The organism is Ruegeria sp. HKCCD6119 (assembly GCF_013110585.1).
Lineage (GTDB): Bacteria > Pseudomonadota > Alphaproteobacteria > Rhodobacterales > Rhodobacteraceae > Ruegeria.
Genome location: NZ_WVQV01000003.1, coordinates 191585 through 209482, shown reverse-complemented (window position 1 = coordinate 209482; position 17898 = coordinate 191585). Strand labels below are relative to the sequence as shown.

12 protein-coding genes are annotated in these 17898 nt (G+C 58.2%); 5 read left to right on the top strand and 7 right to left on the bottom strand.

All coding sequences use genetic code 11. The features are described 5' to 3' along the window. The first annotated feature begins 63 nt into the window (after positions 1 to 63). Positions 64 to 402 (top strand): P-II family nitrogen regulator, encoded by a 339-nt coding sequence (locus tag GS611_RS10975; protein WP_152459713.1) that lies wholly within the window; start codon positions 64 to 66, stop codon positions 400 to 402. A 34-nt stretch (positions 403 to 436) separates the two neighbouring features. Further along, positions 437 to 1765: an ammonium transporter gene (locus tag GS611_RS10970; protein ID WP_171635561.1), complete on the top strand. Its 1329-nt coding sequence runs from the start codon at positions 437 to 439 to the stop codon at positions 1763 to 1765. A 70-nt stretch (positions 1766 to 1835) separates the two neighbouring features. On the opposite strand, the gene GS611_RS10965 is transcribed toward GS611_RS10970, so the two are convergent. The 4 genes from GS611_RS10965 to GS611_RS10950 all read right to left on the bottom strand — a co-directional run bounded on the left by GS611_RS10965 (position 1836) and on the right by GS611_RS10950 (position 4775). After that, complete coding sequence (locus tag GS611_RS10965) at positions 1836 to 3020, bottom strand: amino acid aminotransferase (protein WP_171635559.1); 1185 nt, start codon at positions 3018 to 3020, stop codon at positions 1836 to 1838. After that, positions 3020 to 3874: a 3-mercaptopyruvate sulfurtransferase gene (gene sseA / locus GS611_RS10960; protein WP_171635557.1), complete on the bottom strand. Its 855-nt coding sequence runs from the start codon at positions 3872 to 3874 to the stop codon at positions 3020 to 3022. The genes GS611_RS10965 and sseA overlap by 1 nt, the downstream gene beginning before the upstream one ends. Before the next feature lie 71 nt (positions 3875 to 3945). Further along, positions 3946 to 4215, bottom strand: coding sequence for a hypothetical protein (locus tag GS611_RS10955; RefSeq protein ID WP_152459709.1), 270 nt, complete (start codon positions 4213 to 4215; stop codon positions 3946 to 3948). Further along, the gene (locus GS611_RS10950) at positions 4212 to 4775 is read right to left on the bottom strand and encodes a helix-turn-helix domain-containing protein (protein WP_171635555.1); all 564 of its coding nucleotides are present in this window, start codon (positions 4773 to 4775) and stop codon (positions 4212 to 4214) included. Before GS611_RS10950 ends, GS611_RS10955 begins: the two co-directional genes overlap by 4 nt. A 107-nt stretch (positions 4776 to 4882) precedes the next feature. Between GS611_RS10950 and ilvD the strand changes: the two genes are divergently transcribed. Beyond that, positions 4883 to 6715, top strand: coding sequence for a dihydroxy-acid dehydratase (ilvD, locus tag GS611_RS10945; protein WP_171635553.1), 1833 nt, complete (start codon positions 4883 to 4885; stop codon positions 6713 to 6715). A gap of 200 nt (positions 6716 to 6915) precedes the next feature. Here ilvD and GS611_RS10940 read toward each other — a convergent pair whose 3' ends face one another. Continuing rightward, positions 6916 to 7734: a sulfotransferase family protein gene (locus tag GS611_RS10940; protein WP_171635551.1), complete on the bottom strand. Its 819-nt coding sequence runs from the start codon at positions 7732 to 7734 to the stop codon at positions 6916 to 6918. A 143-nt stretch (positions 7735 to 7877) separates the two neighbouring features. Between GS611_RS10940 and GS611_RS10935 the strand changes: the two genes are divergently transcribed. Continuing rightward, entirely contained in the window at positions 7878 to 9455 is a 1578-nt protein-coding gene (locus tag GS611_RS10935; protein WP_171635549.1) for a DUF5928 domain-containing protein, read from the top strand. A 331-nt stretch (positions 9456 to 9786) separates the two neighbouring features. After that, on the top strand, positions 9787 to 13386 hold the full coding sequence (locus GS611_RS10930; RefSeq protein ID WP_171635547.1) for a flavoprotein: 3600 nt from the start codon (positions 9787 to 9789) through the stop codon (positions 13384 to 13386). Here the strand turns inward: GS611_RS10930 and GS611_RS10925 are convergent. Next, positions 13383 to 14546 (bottom strand): hypothetical protein, encoded by a 1164-nt coding sequence (locus tag GS611_RS10925; protein WP_171635544.1) that lies wholly within the window; start codon positions 14544 to 14546, stop codon positions 13383 to 13385. The two genes, GS611_RS10930 and GS611_RS10925, sit on opposite strands and share 4 nt — an antisense overlap. 20 nt (positions 14547 to 14566) lie before the next feature. Beyond that, positions 14567 to 17842 (bottom strand): adenylate/guanylate cyclase domain-containing protein, encoded by a 3276-nt coding sequence (locus GS611_RS10920; protein WP_171635542.1) that lies wholly within the window; start codon positions 17840 to 17842, stop codon positions 14567 to 14569. Positions 17843 to 17898: the final 56 nt, after the last annotated feature.

Sequence of the window (17898 nt, the reverse complement as noted above, 5' to 3'; positions counted from 1 at the left end):
CGTCGCGCATTTTTCTGCAGGTGCAAACAAACCGGTTCCACCGGAGAACCAGAGGGGAAAGACGTGAAACTGATCATTGCGACAATCAAGCCGTTCAAGCTGGAGGAGGTGCGCGAGGCACTGACCGAGGCCGGCGTGCGCGGCATGATGGTGACCGAGATCAAGGGCTTCGGCTCGCAATCCGGCCACACCGAAATCTATCGGGGGGCCGAATACGCGGTGAATTTCGTGCCCAAGATCAAGCTGGAAATCGTGGTGCCTGCCGCGATGACCGACCAGATCGTCGAGACCATCACCAAAACCGCCAAGACCGGCAAGATCGGCGACGGCAAGATTTTCGTCCTCGATGTCGAGCAGGCCCTGCGCGTGCGGACCGGGGAAACCAACGAAGAGGCGCTGTAAGGCGCCGCGACCGACAATCATTCGAGGACTGAACATGAACCTGATGAAATCCCTCATCCCTGCCGCCGCGATCGTCGCGCTGCCGCAGATGGGCCTGGCGCAGGAGGCCGCCGCAACCGGCGAAACCGCGCAGCATACACAATACATCCTGACCTCGCTGCTGTTCCTGATGGGCGGCTTTCTGGTGTTCTGGATGGCCGCGGGCTTTGCCATGCTCGAGGCCGGTCTGGTGCGCTCCAAGAACGTGGCCATGCAGCTGGTCAAGAACATCGGCCTGTTTTCCTTTGCCGCCATCATGTACTGGTTGGTCGGCTTCAACCTGATGTATCCGGGCGACGGCTGGACCATCACCGGCATTCTGGGTGCCTTCTCGCCCACCTCGCTGGAACCGGTCGGCCTTGATGGCGTCGAAACCGATCTGTCCTATGCGTCGGTCGGTTCGGACTTCTTCTTCCAGCTGATGTTCTGCGCCACCACCGCGTCCATTGTATCGGGCACCATGGCCGAGCGCGTCAAACTGTGGCCCTTCTTCTTTTTCGTGATCGTTCTGACAGGCATCATCTACCCGATCGAAGCGTCCTGGCAGTGGGGCGGCGGCTGGTTGTCCGAGATGGGCTTCAGCGACTTCGCCGGCTCGACCCTGGTGCACGCCGCAGGTGGCTTCGCAGCTCTGGCCGGTGCCATCGTACTGGGCCCGCGCATCGGTAAATACAACAAGGAAGGCAAAGTTGTGCCGATCCCCGGCTCGAACCTGGCGCTGGCAACCCTGGGGACGTTCATCCTGTGGCTGGGTTGGTTCGGCTTCAACGGCGGCTCGCAGTTGGCCATGGGCACGATCGGTGACATGGCCGATATCAGCCGTATCTTCGCCAACACCAACATGGCCGCCGCCGCCGGCGCCGTTGCCGCCCTGATCCTGACGCAGGTGATGTATGGCAAGGTCGACCTGACCATGGTTCTGAACGGCGCGCTGGCCGGGCTGGTCTCGATCACCGCCGAACCGCTGGCACCGTCGCTGTTTCAGGCGCTGATCATCGGCGGCATCGGCGGCGTGATCGTGGTCTACACCGTGCCGCTGCTGGACAAGATGAAGATTGATGACGTGGTCGGCGCCATCCCGGTTCACCTGATCGCAGGCTTCTGGGGCACCTTCATCGTGGCCTGGACCAACGGTGATGCGTCCTTCGTGACCCAGATCATCGGCTTCGCGGCTATCGGGATCTTCGTCTTCGTAGTCAGCTTCATCCTGTTCTCGATCCTCAAGGCCACCGTCGGCCTGCGGGTTGGCGAGGAAGAAGAGATCAACGGCCTCGACATGGGCGAACTGGGCATGGAAGCCTATCCCGAATTCTCGAAAGGCTGATCCCACTTCCACCCAAACAAAAAAACCCGGGCATTCGTGCCCGGGTTTCTTGTTTGGCAATGCCCGAAAATCAGACGCCGACGTCGACAATCGCCTGCGCAAGGATCGGAACGGTGTTGGCGTTCAGACCGGCGATGTTGAGGCGGCTATCGCCAACCATGTAGATGCCGTGTTCAACGCGCAGTTTCTCGACCAGTTCCGGGGCCGCACCCAGGCGCGAGAACATGCCGCGGTGCTGGGCGATGAAACCAAAGCGGTCCGAGCCGCTCAGACGCTGGAGTTCGTCGGCCAGTTGGCGACGCAGGCCCAGCATAGACAGGCGCACCTCTTCCAGTTCGGCCATCCAGTCGGCGCGCAGGGCTTCGTCCATCAGGATCGTGGTCACAACACGCGCGCCGTGGTCGGGCGGGAAGGAATAATTCTGGCGGTTCAGGAATGCCAATGTACCCTGGTTCAAAGCGGTCTGCCCGGCATCGGCGCTGATGGCCATCAGCAAACCGGTGCGTTCGCGATACACGCCGAAATTCTTCGAGCATGACGCCGCTATCAGACATTCCTTGACCGAAGACGCGACCAGACGTGTCGCTTGCGCATCCTCTTCCAGGCCGTCGCCGAAGCCTTGATAGGCGATGTCGATCATCGCAACGAGGCCAAGCGCGTTGATCAGGTTCACGACCTCCTGCCATTGAACCATGTTGAGGTTGGCACCGGTCGGGTTGTGGCAGCAACCGTGCAGCAGAACCACGTCACCCGCTTTTGCGGTCTTCAGGTCTTCGATCATGCCGTCGAAATCGACGCCACGTGTGTCGCCATCGAAATAGCGGTATGGAACCGTCTCGATCCCCAGGTAGTTCAGGATCGACAAGTGGTTCGGCCATGTCGGGTTCGACACGAAGACGCGGGTCGACGGGTTGGCCATACGGATCATCTCGAAGGCCTGACGGCAGGCGCCGGTGCCGCCCGGTGTCGCCACGGCGGCGATATTGCCGCGCTCAACCGAGGTGCCGAGGATCAGCCCGATCATCGCATCCGCATAGGCCGGATCGCCGGCCAGCCCGGTATAGGCTTTGGTTTCCTGCTCTTCCCAGACGCGCTGCTCGGCCGCTTTGACGGCGCGCATGACCGGGGTGATGCCTTCCGCGTTTTTGTAGACGCCGACGCCCAGATCGATCTTCTGATCACGCGGGTCTTCGCGATACATCTGCATCAGCGCCAGGATCTTGTCGGCAGGCTGCGGTTTAAGGTTCTCGAACATCAGGTCTCTCCGGTTGCGACGGGCAGGGTCGGGAAGGCGCCCCATTCAGCCCATGAGCCGTCATAAAGCGAGTGGTCTTTCTTGCCCATGCGTTCAAGCGCAAGGCTGAGGATCGCGGCGGTCACGCCAGACCCGCACGAGGTGATCGCCGGTTTCGACAGATCGACGCCCGCGGCCTCGAATATGGCGCGGCACTCTTCCGGCGACTTCATGGTACCATTGGCGTTCAGCAACTGGCCAAAGGGGACATTGCGTGAACCCGGAATATGCCCCGAGCGCAGACCCTCGCGCGGTTCGGCCTCGGCCCCGGAAAACCGGCTGGCAGAGCGGGCGTCGATGATCTCATGATCACCCAGCTTGGCGGCGGCGGAAACTTGCGTGACGTCCCGGACAAGCTGATTTTGCACCCGGACGGTCATATGACGATCACGGATGACCGGCGGCAGGTCTTCGACCTCGCGCCCTTCCGCCTGCCATTTGGGGAATCCACCATCCAGAACCGCGATGTTTTCCTGCCCCATAAGACGGAACAGCCACCAGACGCGCGCAGCCGACATCAGCCCAGCGCCATCGTAAACCACGACCTGATGACCGTCGCCCACACCCATCGCGCGCAGGCGCGACATGAATTTCTCGACCGGAGGCGCCATATGCGGCAAGTCGGAACGGCGATCTGATATCTCGTCTATGTCAAAGAACCGCGCCCCGGGGATGTGGCCTGCGTCATATTCCGCCCGTGCATCACGATTTTGCGCGGGCAAGTACCACGACCCGTCCAGAATCCGCAGATCCGGATCCTTCATATGCGCGGCCAGCCATTCGGTGGATACGAGGGTTTTTGGATCGTCCTGCATCAAAGCCTCCCCTAAGCGCGCTTGATTTTTCCCTATACCCGGCGGCATAGGGGTTCAAGGCTGGATAGCGCTCACTTGGCGCTGCGCAGGCGGAAATGTTGGATAATCCCAATGAGGCTGATCAGAATCCAAAACCCCTCGATCAACATTGATGCGAGATTGAAATTCTGGAGCAGGGAATAGACGATCAGCACCGAGCCCAGCAGGTTGATCACCGGAAAGGCCAGATCATCCGAGTTCATCATCCGCATCTGTGTTGCGAAATACGCGGCGACCACGATTAGAGCCCCGAAAGAGCCGATGGCGTCGACGATGGTCAGGCTGTCGAAAAATGCGGTCATGAATGGGCCTTGCCGTTCTCTACAAATTCGGTGTGTTGGGCGTAATGATGCATGTTCAGAAAGGCCGCCCCCTCGGGGCCGGCGCGATACCCGTGCGGAAGATCGGCCGCGAAACGCAACCCCTGCCCGGCTTGTAGGGAAACCCACTCGTCTCCGCGCAGGATCTCAAGCGTGCCGCTCAGAACAAAGACCTCTTCGGTCACGCCTGTCGCGTGGGCTGGCGACTCGTGGCTTTGATTCGGCCTGAGGTTGACGTGGAATGTCTCGGCCCCCAGAGCGGGATCGAATGGAAAGACGATCTTGACCTCGATCGTGCCGGGGAAAGTTACGGTCTGAAAAACCGAAGGGTCCCCGTTCATCGTATCGATCAGCGCGCTGAGCGGCAGTTGAAACCCCTTGGCAATTTTCCACAGCGTTGCGATGGTTGGGCTGGATTCACCGCGCTCGATCTGCCCCAGCATGGCTTTGCTCACGCCAGTCATCTCGGCCACTTTCGACAGGCTCAGGCCCGATGCCGCACGCACGTCTCGCAGTTTCAGCGTTATATCGTCAGAGTCCATCTCATCGTCCCGCGAATCCTCTTGTGCGTTATAGCGCACATGTGGTACGTGCGCTATAACGTACGAACCCCAAGACATGCAACCCGAGGCAAAAGGGAAACAGCATCATGCCATTGTACCGATCCAGAACCTCAACCCATGGCCGCAACATGGCTGGCGCACGCGGCCTTTGGCGCGCCACCGGCATGGGAGACGATGATTTTGGCAAACCGATCATTGCCATCGTCAACTCGTTCACCCAATTCGTCCCGGGCCACGTGCATCTGAAGGATCTGGGCCAGATGGTTGCGCGCGAGGTCGAGGCTGCAGGCGGTGTGGCCAAAGAATTCAACACGATCGCGGTGGATGACGGCATCGCAATGGGCCATGACGGGATGCTGTATTCGCTGCCCTCGCGCGAAGTGATCGCGGATTCGGTCGAATACATGGTCAACGCCCATTGCGCCGATGCGATGGTCTGCATTTCGAATTGCGACAAGATCACCCCCGGCATGCTGATGGCCGCGATGCGCCTGAACATCCCTGCCATATTTGTCTCGGGCGGGCCGATGGAGGCCGGCAAGATCGATATCGCCGATCTGGAGGCCAAGAAAATCGACCTCGTCGACGCCATGGTCGCCGCGGCGGACGACAAATTCACCGACGAACAGGTTCAACACATCGAAGAGAATGCCTGCCCGACCTGCGGCTCCTGTTCTGGCATGTTCACTGCGAACTCGATGAACTGCCTGGCCGAAGCATTGGGCCTGGCCCTGCCGGGCAACGGCTCGACACTGGCGACACATGCCGACCGCAAAGAGCTGTTCCTTGAGGCAGGCCGCCGCATCGTTGAGATCACCAAGCGCCATTATGATCTGGATGAAAAAGGTTTTCTCCCACGCGAGATTGCCACCTTCGAAGCATTCGAAAACGCCATGAGCCTCGACATCGCCATGGGCGGGTCCACCAATACGGTGCTTCATCTGTTGGCCATCGCGCATGAGGGTGGCGTTGATTTCACCATGTCCGACATGGACCGCCTGAGCCGCCGCGTTCCCTGCCTGTGCAAAGTCGCGCCCAACACCGAAAATGTGCACATGGAAGACGTCCACCGCGCCGGAGGTATCTTCTCGATCCTCGGAGAGCTCAGCCGCGCAGGCCTGCTGCACGAGGAATGCAACACGGTACATTCGGCCACAATGGGTGAAGCGATCGCCAACTGGGACATCAAGGTCGCCAACAATCCAAAGGCGCAGGAGCTGTTCAAGGCCGCCCCCGGTGGTGTGCGCACCACACAGGCGTTCAGCCAGTCCAACCGGTACAAGGAACTGGACACCGACCGCGAAGGCGGCGTGATCCGCTCGAAAGAACACGCGTTCAGCCAGGATGGTGGTCTGGCCGTTCTGTTCGGCAATATCGCTCGCGACGGCTGTATCGTGAAAACTGCTGGCGTGGACGCCAATATCCTGAAATTCACCGGCTCGGCCTACGTGTGCGAAAGTCAGGATCAGGCGGTCAACGACATTCTCACCGGCAAGGTGAAAGAAGGCGATGTGGTCGTCATCCGCTATGAAGGCCCGCGCGGTGGCCCGGGGATGCAGGAAATGCTGTATCCGACGTCATATCTGAAGTCCAAGGGTCTGGGCAAAGCCTGCGCGTTGCTGACCGATGGTCGCTTCTCGGGCGGCACATCAGGCCTGTCGATCGGCCATGTTTCGCCCGAAGCGGCCGAAGGCGGTGAGATCGGTCTGGTTCAGAATGGCGACACGATCGAGATCGACATCCCAAACCGCACCATTCATCTGGCAGTTTCGGATGAAGAGCTGGCCGCCCGCCGCACTGAACAGAACGCAAAGGGGTGGGAGCCCGCCGCGCCGCGCAAACGTAAAGTGTCCACCGCGCTCAAGGCCTATGCCAAGCTGACGACCAGCGCAGCAAAAGGGGCTGTTCGCCAAGTCTAAGCACATACGCGACCGGCTTGCCGAGGCGGCGAGCCGGGTAATCAACCGTCCTCAAGAGATCCCGCGCCCGATCCGTACCATCGGCTTCGCCGATGCCACGTTCGACCTTGGGCCCGGCGCCGCGCAGCGCGCGGCGCCGGGCCCAACCGGAGGAGATGTTTCGCAAGAAATATCGACGACAGGCGGGAGCACCCCCACCGTCAGTCGCCCAACTTGGCGTGGATTTCGTCCAAATCGATTTCACTGATCGGCATCTTGTTCGCCGGGTTTTCGAAGTCGTATTTGAACAGCTCGAAATCCTGCTTGTAGATCTCGTAGACCAGATGCATTGACAGATCGTCAAAGTAGTCCTCGACCGGATGCGCACGTTTTGGCCCGTGCCCTTCGGATTCATTGAACCGTGGAATCTCGGACAATTTGACCGGGTGCTTCAGCTCGACATTGTCCAGAACATCCTGCATCCCGTCATTGAACGCTTCTGTCCAGAATATCCGGTCATAGTGACCGCCGTTCACGATGAAAGTAGACACGTGGCCTGACATCGCAGACCAGTGAATGTCCGGGTCCATCGGGCGCCGCCACCGGATCGTATCGCGCGCAAACAGCAGAAACCGGCGGAAGCTGGCGATCTGGTCAAACTCTCCCTTGCCGTCGTCGCCGCCCACTTCGATCCCGTAGTTATAGATCAGCGTCGGCACCAGATTGCCGCGGTATCTCTTGCCGTTGCGCTGAATGCCGCAGATCTTGTCAAAGAATGAGCTGAGGATGCGGGTGTAGGGATTGCGCACGCAAGTGAAAGAATAGGACGCGTGATTGCGCACATTGTTCGAGATCAGCTTCTGGCTCTGATCAAATGCCCATTTGTGCATGCCGTCCTTGGCATCATGGATATCACCGTCGAAGAACTGACCATGATCCGAGAAATACATGATCTGACCAATGGTCGAGCAAGCACATTTGGGCACCACGCGGTACACCATGCTTTCGCTCTCGGTCATCCAGGTACCGGGAAACCCCATCTGCTGTGCCTCCTGCGCTGGCCAGGTCTCGATGCGATACGCCAGCTTTTGGTAACAAAGAACCAAAATTATTCTGTTTATTCAATCGCTCATCCTCAGTATCACGGTTGAAATCAGGCAAAAACGGATATTGCGTAATCTCAATGGCAAAAGTCGCCTATATATTGCTGTGTCACAAGGACCCTGAAGCCATCATTGCACAGGCCGAACAACTGACCGCTGTCGGCGATTGCATGGCCATCCATTTTGACGCCAGCGCCAGCGCCAAAGCCTATGAGCGCATTCGTTCCGCACTGGATCAGAACCCCAATGTGACCTTTGCAAAAAAACGCGTCAGATGCGGCTGGGGAGAATGGTCGCTGGTCCGGGCCACGCTGAACGCCCTGGAAGCCGCCGTGGAAAATTTCCCCCGCGCCACACATTTCTACATGCTGTCTGGTGACTGCATGGCGATCAAAACCGCTGAATACACGCACCGTTACCTCGACGATAACGACAAGGATTTCATCGAAAGCCACGATTTCTTTGAAAGCAACTGGATCAAGACCGGCATGAAGGAAGACCGGCTGATCTATCGCCACTACTTCAACGAGCGCACGCAGTCCAAGCTGTTCTATGCCGCCTATGAATTGCAAAAGCGCCTCGGTCTGACGCGGGACATCCCCCAGGACATTCAGATGATGATCGGCAGCCAATGGTGGTGCCTGCGTCGCAGAACTGTCGAAATGATACTGGATTTCCTGCATCAGCGCCGGGATGTGATCCGTTTTTTTTCGACCACGTGGATTCCTGATGAAACCTTTTTTCAGACGCTGGTGCGTCACCTGATCCCAAAAAACGAGATTGAAAACCGAACGCCGACATTCCTGATGTTCTCGGACTATGGAATGCCGGTCACGTTCTACAATGACCACTATGACATGTTGCTGGGCCAGGATTATCTGTTCGCACGCAAGATCAGCGCCGAGGCGCATGAGTTGAAGGCCCGGCTCGGCTCGCTCTATGCCAGTGAGGGCGTCGATTTCCCGATCTCGAACGAGGGGCGCAATCTGTACGCGTTTCTCACTGGTCGCGGGCGTATCGGCCGCCGGTTCGGACAACGCTTCTGGGAAGCCGGGAGCGTACTCGGCCCGGAACGGGAACTGTTCGTGATCGTCTGCAAGAAATGGCATGTCGCCAAACGTCTTGTCGATCAGATCGCATCTGAAACGGATATTCCTTGCGTTGAATACCTGTTCAACGAAGAAAATACGTTGCTGCCGGATCTGGGCGGGATCGACTCCACACTGACCAAGCGCTCTCGTCACCGGCGTGCCGTTCTGCGCCTGTTGTTCGACAGTTTCGGGTCGGATCAGCTGGTGCTGTGCCTTGACCCGGCCAATCTTGACGCGCTCGAGGATTTCTGCGGCGGCCAGGCCAAAACCCACGTGCTTGAGATCGAATGCGAATACTCGGACGACTATCTGATCGGCCACGCGCGTCGGGTCGGGCTGGCCGGAGACAACACCCCAACGGAAACCGTTGCTTCCTTGCTGCCGACCCTTCGCAACGATCTGGGCTATGAATCCGAACGGATCCGCGCTGCCCGGCTGGACAATTACCTGCGCCTGCGGGAAACGGCCCCGCGCGCCGACAATGAAGCGGTTATTGCCAAGTTTCTTGGGGTTGGTGAAGACAAAGCCCAAGCCGTCATGCAGTTGGATTACCTTTTCCTCGACTGATCCCCAAAGCCCTTCACAGATTGTCTGCCCGAAGGCTGGCACCCGTGACCCGCGCAATCCAAATCGCGGATGGCAAGTGTTCCGCCATGCAAGGCAGCCGCTGCCGCTGCAACTGCACTCGTGATTTTTATTCAATTATCGGATACTGTGCAGCCAATTGGGCCATTTTGTTCATACTTTTTCCATCAGAAACACGGCCCTTGCCAGAAACAAACACTGAAAACAGGCAGGTCTTTTATTCTGAATGACCGTTGTCCGAGCTTCGAAGAACCAGAGGCGCTGGCGGACCGAAGATTGAAATATTGCAACGCAACTCCGGGGGGACACAGTTGTGACCATAGATCAAATTTCCAAATCCAGACCTTACACCCCAAGCGACGCAGACTGGAAGATGATATATGATGTCCTTCCGGGCAAGGCTCAGATCGCCGACCCAGCCGTCATCAACCCACAATTCGAATGTATCGAGGTGACCGGAAACGCGGTTCTGCCAGCGAACGGCATGTATATCGTGCTGCGTGGCGTGGTTCAGCTGCGCCAGAACGGAAATCCATTGGCCAGCGCGGATGTCGGCGATTACTTCTATGAAGAACACCTTCAGATCTCGGATATCCCTGTCAGCCTAGAAGCGCTTGCGCTGGATGGAACCCGGTTGGCGTATCTGTCCAGCCAGAACTGGCTTCAGATACCAGAGAGCGTCCGGCAACCCTGTTTTGCAACGATGTTTGGTGATCTGGTCAGCGTTCAGTTGCAGAATTTTCAGCAGCCGATCAATTGTTGCAGTGTCACGGCGGCCGCTCTCAGCATGTCGGCGCTGGGGTTCAGCTGCGAAGTGAATGACATCTTCCGCGAATGCGCATTGCCCTCGTCCTTTGTCGTGAACGACGGAATCTCGCTGGGCGAGCTTTTTGACGTCGCCTGCACCTACATTCACACGCAGGGGCTGCGCGAGAGGGTTCAGGTTCAGGCCTATTTCATGGACGCAGACACAACCAGTGTGCCGCTGCTGCTTGAGGCGATCGACGAATCCAACCGGCTGGGCGGTGACAACGACATTCTGGTCGCTAATTTCCAGGTCGGTCTTGCCCATGGCAACAAGACTATGCCCGGCGGCCATTTTGCCGTCATCGCCAAGTGCAATCCAAGCACGGGGCTGGTGCATATGATGGATGTGCACCCTGAGAAATACGGCAAGCTTTGGGTGACAACCGTCGAACGGTTGTGGCAAGCCATGTCGGATCGTGACGGAACCTCGATGCGGTCCCGCGGCCTTTTGCGGTTTTCAGCACGTGCCGCGGTCAAGACGCACCTGAAGACCTTCAAGCAGCGGTGCAATTACGTCGACAGCACACGTTATCTGGCGAAAGATCCCAAGAAACGCCGCAACCTGTTCCGCCGGGCAACGCCCAACATGAACTCGATCGGCGTTTTGGTGGAAAGCCTCGCCATTCACGGCGACTACAGGGTGGACGAGGACGAGTTGCTGCGGGCGGCCCAGGTGTCGTTCACGGATACTGTCCGCCGGGTCGCCACCGCCAAAGACATGCACGACATGGTCGAAAAGTATATCAGACAATCCGAGAACCTGCATCTGAGCAGTTCGTTCCAGAGCTTTGAGACCCGCGACGACAAATCAATCCAAACCCCCGAAGACTGGTTCAAGGCGCAGTTGAAAAGCCTGACCCCCGACAGCAACCGTCACCTGATGATCAACATCGACTTCAATCGCGTCACCGGGATCGAGGCGATCCGCCCGCCGGACAACGTGTTCCGGGAAACTGCGTTGCTCGAAGAGTTCTGGTGCCTGTGCATAGACTATGACGAGGATGAAGACGTTGTGACCATAGTCGATATGAGTCCGGCAACCTCGCAGGTCTGGCAAGCGCCGCGGGGCAACATCTTCCGCGGTCTGCGGGATCTCGAAGACCCTGCATTGTTGGTGATCGAAGAGGTCGAGCCGCCCGAAAACCCAAGCGATGTTGCCAGCATCATCAAGCACAATACGATGGTTCTGTTCTACGAGGACGAGGACCCGTGGTCCTATATGTTGCGCAGCATTCTTTCGAATATCGGGGCAACGACCGTCAAGCAGATCGACGTGGGCGGGCGCGATCCCAATATGATCAGGATGCGGCGGCAACTGGTGACGCTGGGCGAAAGACCGGACGTGCCGTATTTGTTTTTCAAAGGAAAATGCATCAGCAAAAGTGAAAAGCTGGAAGACATCGTAGACATGATCCAGGCCGGTGAATTGCAAGCCAGAATGCGCAGGGAAGGGCTGCCGGTATCCGAACTGAATGAAACCCCAAGCCTTGAGAAGAACCCGTTCGGCTATCCCAAGGGGGTGATGAATCAAGTAAACGCCGGAAAGCGAAACGTATTGCTCTGCGCCTGCGGGTCATCGGCGGCGGACAAGATCCCCGAGCTTGTCGAACGCATTGTCGACGCGGGGCATAACGTGAAACTGATCCCGTCTGTTTCGGCCGAGAAATTCTTTCGGGATTTCGGCGCCGAACGGATCGACGCCAAGATCACCCACAATGACTATTACCGCGACGATGACGAGTGGAATTTCCGCTATTTGAATTTCGACATGCCGGTGCGCGCCTCGCATCTGGCACTGTGTGACTGGGCAGATTGCGTCATAGTGGCCCCCATCACCTGCAACACGATGGGCAAGGTTGCCAATGGCATTGCCGACAATCTTTTGACCTCGGTCTTCGTGGCATGGCAATACCAGAAGAAACCCGTGATCCTCTGCCCCGCATGCAATACGAATATGTGGAACAATATCACCACGCAGAACAACGTCGACAAGCTTAAGACGCTTGGGGTCGATTTCGTCGGACCGCGCGAAGGTCGCCTGTCGAACGGCCGGATGGGCATCGGCATGATGGCAACGCCGGACCAGATCATGGAAGCTTTGGCGGATGCGTTCGAGGAATTGGACGACCAGAAGTATCGCGTCTGCAAATGGGCGCGCGAGGCCGCTGCCGCCGATGACATCAACGAATGGAAGCGCGTGTTCCGCGCCATCGACGAAGGGGTTGTCGGGGTCAACATCGTGGACGAGGCCCATGGAGATTCACTGTTGCACTATGCAGCAGGCGGTGAAGGCGAACTGGGCGAAAGCGGCCATGATCTGGGCAAGCCGGATTATGAGGCCGCCCAGAACCTGATCGACAGGGGTATCGACGTCAACATTGTCAACGATCACGGATTCAGCGCATTGCATGTGGCGGTGATGAACAAGGCACCGAAGATGGTGGAAATCCTGCTGCGGGCCGAAGACATGGATGCGACCTCGTGCATCGAATTCGTTCAAAGCATGCAGATCGAACCGGAAATCCGTTCCATGCTGGACGCCTGGGCGCAAGATCACAACCTGAGGATGGCAGACCCCGAACAGGGGCGTGACGAAAGCTTCGTGGCGGTGAACGAACCCTCTTACCTGTATTTCACCTATGGATCACTGAAGCAGGGGTTCCCCAATCATGACGCACACAGCGCGGTCCTGAATGAATTCGTGGGAACGGCGCGCACCCGGCAACCAATGCCCCTGATCATCCCGAAGGAACCATTCTGCGACAATCCCAACTGTGGGTATCTGCATCGCATGGCAACCCTTGTGGATCAGCAGGGGATGGGCAAGCAAGTGGGTGGAGAGGTCTACCGTGTCACCGAATCCGGCCTCGGCGAACTGGACAGGCTGGAAGGGTATTACGGCCCCGGCTCACCCGAGAATGTCTATGTGCGCAAGAAAATCAACGTCGTCATCGAGGGTGCGATGAAACCCGCATATGCCTATGTGATCGCTGATCCGGAAAAATACCTGAAAAGCTGGCGCGAGGGTACATCCGAAGTGGTGAGCGATTACACGCTGGACATGGCGCAGGGCGAACCCAAACCCGGGTTTGAACCCGTGGCCTAACAATCCCGCGTGCTGATCGGTGGCGGTTCCGAGCTGTCCTTGATGCCGAGGTTATAGGCCGTGATCGCCACCATACACAGCAGCACGAAGGGCCAGAAACTGGCCTTTGGGATCAGGTTGTCCCGATAATGGATGATCCGCAGCGACGGCACCGCCTCTGAGGCGAACAGGTACGTATTGATCGAAACCGCCAACAGCATGAAATACATAAGGAAAAAGAATGACTCCATATAGATCACGGGCGATCCGGCGAATCCTTCGCGCAGTTGCACATGGGCCAGCAGGATCACGAAGAACAAAACCGAACAGGTGCCGATCACGCTGGACGTGCTGAAGTCATGCCGCTCGACCAACCCCTCGCGGCGCGTGACGGTCATGACTGCACCGAACAGCAGCATCACCACGACGAGCAACGGGATCATGTGAACGATGAACGCGTTTGCAAAATTGCGTTTGATGACGAAGTTGTAATGCAACTCGGGCGTGTTGGTCTGGTAAGCGTTCTGCCGGATGCCCAGCGTCGTATCCAGTTTCGACAGCTTGTAGTCGAAATAGGTGTTTTCTCGCTCCCACGTGCCCATCACGATCCGGTTGTCGATCCCGAAAATGTCATCCGATCCGGTCGCCGGATAAGCCTCGAAGTCAGGAACCAGCGCGATATTGACCTCGAAAGAAGCGGGTGAGAACCGCACCCAAACCGTTTTGTGATCGAAGGGATAACTGGTGTAGTCGAAGCTCTGGCGCAGGGTTTGTTCAAAATACCAACCAATCAAGACGCCGTCGGGTTGTGACAAGCGGTATGCCTCTTCAACAAGGCCGCTTGCGGTATCGACCGCTTCGGGCAGAAGAAATCCAACCTCACCTTCGGCGGGAAGGATCGCATCATGTTCCTTTGCCTTGTAGTGCTGCCAGATATAGCCGGTAAGCCGCACGTCGCTGGCGCCCAGAAAGCTGAACGACTTTATGAAAATCCCCGTTCTCAAACGATAGTCCGGCGCCACGTCCATTCTGCACAGATACGCATCTACCGAAGCCTGATCGGGCAGCTGCGTCAGGTCTTCCTCGAAATGGTTCAGTTCGATCCAAAGCTTGAGCAACAAGGCGGCCAACCCAAAGGTCAGCAGGCCAGAGATAAGCCAAACCTTTTTTTCGACGCTCATTCAGCCTCCTGCCTTGCCGCCTAACTGGTCAGAAAATCCGCGCGGCCCAGCAAGGATTGGGTAATGCCCATCGCGGCAAAATGCTCGGTCATACCGGCAAAACCGCTATGCTCTGACGGTGGAATATTCTGCCTTCCGCTCTCGGCCAACAGCCGTGTTTGACGAATGGACAGGTCCACCATCGGCAACGGCTCGTTCCTAGTGAACGCGGCAAGGCCATCCGCATACTCCATTGCGGCATCCCAATCACCACGCGCCAGCATGACGGCGCTGGCATCGGGGAAGAAGTGCAGATGGCTGTGGCCAACACATCCCTCGGCGATGATCTCGGAACCCAGTTTCAAAAGGCGCGTTTGCTCATCCGGGTCCGTTTCGGCCATCGCCAGGGCTGACAGGGCCTTGGGTCCAACAAAGTTCCGGCCATGTTCAAGCGCGATTTCGACTGCTCGCAGACCGGTTTCACGTGCGCGCCCGACCTGGCCGGCATAAACCTGCGTTCTGGCCAAATGTTCCAACGCCTGCGCTTCAAGGCGTTTTGCGCCCACGCGCTCTGCGATTTCGGCCGAAACGCCAAAGGCTTCCAGCGCACGGTCGAGACTGCCCAGAAAGGTCTCGGCCACACCAAGGCATGTTTGCGCGACACATTCCGGAACGAAGGCGAAATAGGTCTGCGAGATTTCAATCGCCTCATTGGCATCTGCTCGGCCCTGCCCGACATCGCCAGTATAGCTGCGCGCCACGCTGAGATTGTGCAGATTGGCCGCAAGGTCCCGAACCAGTCCTTTTTCGCGCGCCCTTTCAGCGGCTTGGGTATAGAACCCCGTTGCCGTCTTCATCGAGGCTTTCATGAAATTGGCGTCGCCAAATCCACTCAGCGCCCCAACCTCAAGGCGCGGGGATTCCAGCTTGCGGGCAAGCGAGAGCGCCCGCTCGTTGGCCTTCAGCGCTTCTTTGTTCCGGCCCAGCGGGAAATAGACGTTGCCGCGCACATAGCTTATCTGGGCCTCATCTTCCTCGGACCCGCAGCGCTGTGCTGCTGCCTCGGCCGTGTCGAGCGCTTCCAGCGCGTCCTGATACAAGCTTGCTTGCCGCGCCGCCTGCGCAAGCCCGATATGGGCCCGGGCGATTTGTTCGTCTGTTTCAGCCAAACCGGCGGCGTCTTTGAACTCGTCCAAAGCTTCGTTTGACAACCCCTGCAACCGATGGGTTTCGCCCCGCGCGCACAGCAGGTCAAATCGGACACCCGCCGGGGACGGCAATTCCAAAGCACGCTCGATCAGCGGGCTGGCATCGTCGAACCGGAAGGCTTGTATCAATTTGTCGGCTGCTTCCAGATAGGCTTGCGCCGCGTTATTGGCCCCGGCCCGGTCCAGATGCTGGGCGCGCAAGGTTGCATCCTTGTCTTCGAACCACTGAGCCGCCTGCCGGTGCAGGCGGGCGCGTTCGGATTTGACCAGTGTTGCATAGGACCCGTCCCGGATCAGCGCGTGGGTAAACATGAAATCGGGCCCTGCCTCTCGGATCAACGCCGAGCGGATAAGGTTGCTGGTATCCAGATGCCCTTCACCCAGAATGAAATTCAGAACTTCGGGCGAGAACCGTTGACCCAGAACCGATGCGGCCTGAATGGCGGTTCGGCTGGCGCGATCCAGCGCGTCCAATCGCGACTGAACGATACCCTGAATACTGCCCGGCACAGTTTCCTGTTTGAGCACATCCGTGTTTCGCAACAGCTGCTCCAGAAACAACGGATTTCCACCGGCGCGCTGGACGCAGGTTTCCAGCAAGTCGCGATCGATGGCCCGGAACTCTTCGACCAATTGCCTGACGTGCTCTTCTCCCATCGGTGCCAGTTCCAGTTTTGACACCAGCGCGCCATCCGTGGCCATCTGCCAGTTCCTGTCGATCGGATCGCCCTCGGCCCGGCTGGTCATCATCAAAACACAGGGCGTGTTCCGCGTCACCGCGGCGATATGAGAACACGCCGCCAGGATGTCGGGCGTCGCCCAGTGGATGTCTTCAATCTGAATAAGCAGGGGCGATTCCCGACTGCTGGCGGAAAGCAGCTCCTCCAGCACCTGACGCCGCCCCCGCAGACGGGTCTTGTTGTCCATCACCGCATAGACCTCGGACAGGCCCGGATCCTGCTCGAGTTCAAGCAAAGCATTGAGGTGCGCAGCGTTGGAAGGGCTGACCCAGCCCTTGGTAATGGCCTCTTTTGCAACGGCCGCCCCGGTTTCCGCCCCGTCCGACGCCTCAAGCCCCAGAATGCTGCGTGCAACGGTCTGAATGGCTGAATGACCTTCGCGCGCGCCGAAATCCATCACAACGCCGTTGTGGATCGTGTAGGACAGGCTGGTCGCCAATTCCGCCACTTGCTCGGACAGATGGGTTTTTCCAATTCCGGGTTCGCCCAGAACGATGTGCACTTCACCTTTTCCATGGCGTTGGCATCGGTCGAATGTGGCCGAGAAAATCGACATCTCACGCTCGCGCCCGATGAATTTGTGCCGTCTCGTCCGAATGTTCCTGGCCAGCCGGTCCAGACGCCAGACCTCAACCGGCTCGTTCAACCCCTTGATCGCCTTGACCCCGATGGAGTCGCCCACGAACAACGGGCCCAGCGCGCGTTGAATGTCATGTGAGACCAGAGTCTCGCCGCCCCCTGAGATATCTGTCAGCCGAGACGCCAGGTTCACCCCATCCCCTGTCACCGTATATTCCGTATGCGACTGGCTGCCTGTCGTACTGGCGATGACCTGACCCGAAGAGATACCGATATGACAGGACAGCGGCGGTGATAACGTCGGAAGAACCGCATGAATTTCAGCTGCCGCCCGTGCTGCCCTTTCCGTGTCATTGGTATGTGAGATCGGCGCTCCGAAAACGGCCATGACCGCATCACCGATATGCTTGTCGATGCGGCCGCCGTATTTTTCGACCACATTGTCCACTTTGCTGAAGAACTGGTTGAGCAGCGCGTGCAGGTCCTCGGCATCCAGCTTGCTGGACATTTTCGTGAACCCGGTCAGGTCCGCAAACATCACCGTGACCTGCCGCCGCGCAGGTTCGTGCGGCGCTGCGGGTTCAGGCTCTGCGGCGATCTGCGCGGAATCAAGTTGCTCGATGGCACGCAAAAGCCGCCGACGATCGCCGACAGCGGTCACACCGATTTCGATCAGATCCTCGGCCGTCAAATCAGGCAGAATGGAAAAGTCGATCTTATTATCAATGAAGGCCTGCGCGTACTCGTTTAATCCATTTGCGCTCAACCAGCCCCTCAGATCTTGAGACATATCGCCCCTCTGAAGTCCCCCACTTCAAGCGAGAACCTAGCATGGCATCGGGCGTG

What these genes read in the sequence shown, in the direction of transcription:
- GS611_RS10970 (WP_171635561.1), top strand. Translation starts at nt 437, where the DNA reads ATGAACCTGATGAAATCCCTCATCCCTGCCGCCGCGATCGTCGCGCTG.
- GS611_RS10965 (WP_171635559.1), bottom strand. Translation starts at nt 3,020, where the DNA reads ATGTTCGAGAACCTTAAACCGCAGCCTGCCGACAAGATCCTGGCGCTG.
- sseA (WP_171635557.1), bottom strand. Translation starts at nt 3,874, where the DNA reads ATGCAGGACGATCCAAAAACCCTCGTATCCACCGAATGGCTGGCCGCG.
- GS611_RS10955 (WP_152459709.1), bottom strand. Translation starts at nt 4,215, where the DNA reads ATGACCGCATTTTTCGACAGCCTGACCATCGTCGACGCCATCGGCTCT.
- GS611_RS10950 (WP_171635555.1), bottom strand. Translation starts at nt 4,775, where the DNA reads ATGGACTCTGACGATATAACGCTGAAACTGCGAGACGTGCGTGCGGCA.
- ilvD (WP_171635553.1), top strand. Translation starts at nt 4,883, where the DNA reads ATGCCATTGTACCGATCCAGAACCTCAACCCATGGCCGCAACATGGCT.
- GS611_RS10940 (WP_171635551.1), bottom strand. Translation starts at nt 7,734, where the DNA reads ATGGGGTTTCCCGGTACCTGGATGACCGAGAGCGAAAGCATGGTGTAC.
- GS611_RS10935 (WP_171635549.1), top strand. Translation starts at nt 7,878, where the DNA reads ATGGCAAAAGTCGCCTATATATTGCTGTGTCACAAGGACCCTGAAGCC.
- GS611_RS10925 (WP_171635544.1), bottom strand. Translation starts at nt 14,546, where the DNA reads ATGAGCGTCGAAAAAAAGGTTTGGCTTATCTCTGGCCTGCTGACCTTT.
- GS611_RS10920 (WP_171635542.1), bottom strand. Translation starts at nt 17,842, where the DNA reads ATGTCTCAAGATCTGAGGGGCTGGTTGAGCGCAAATGGATTAAACGAG.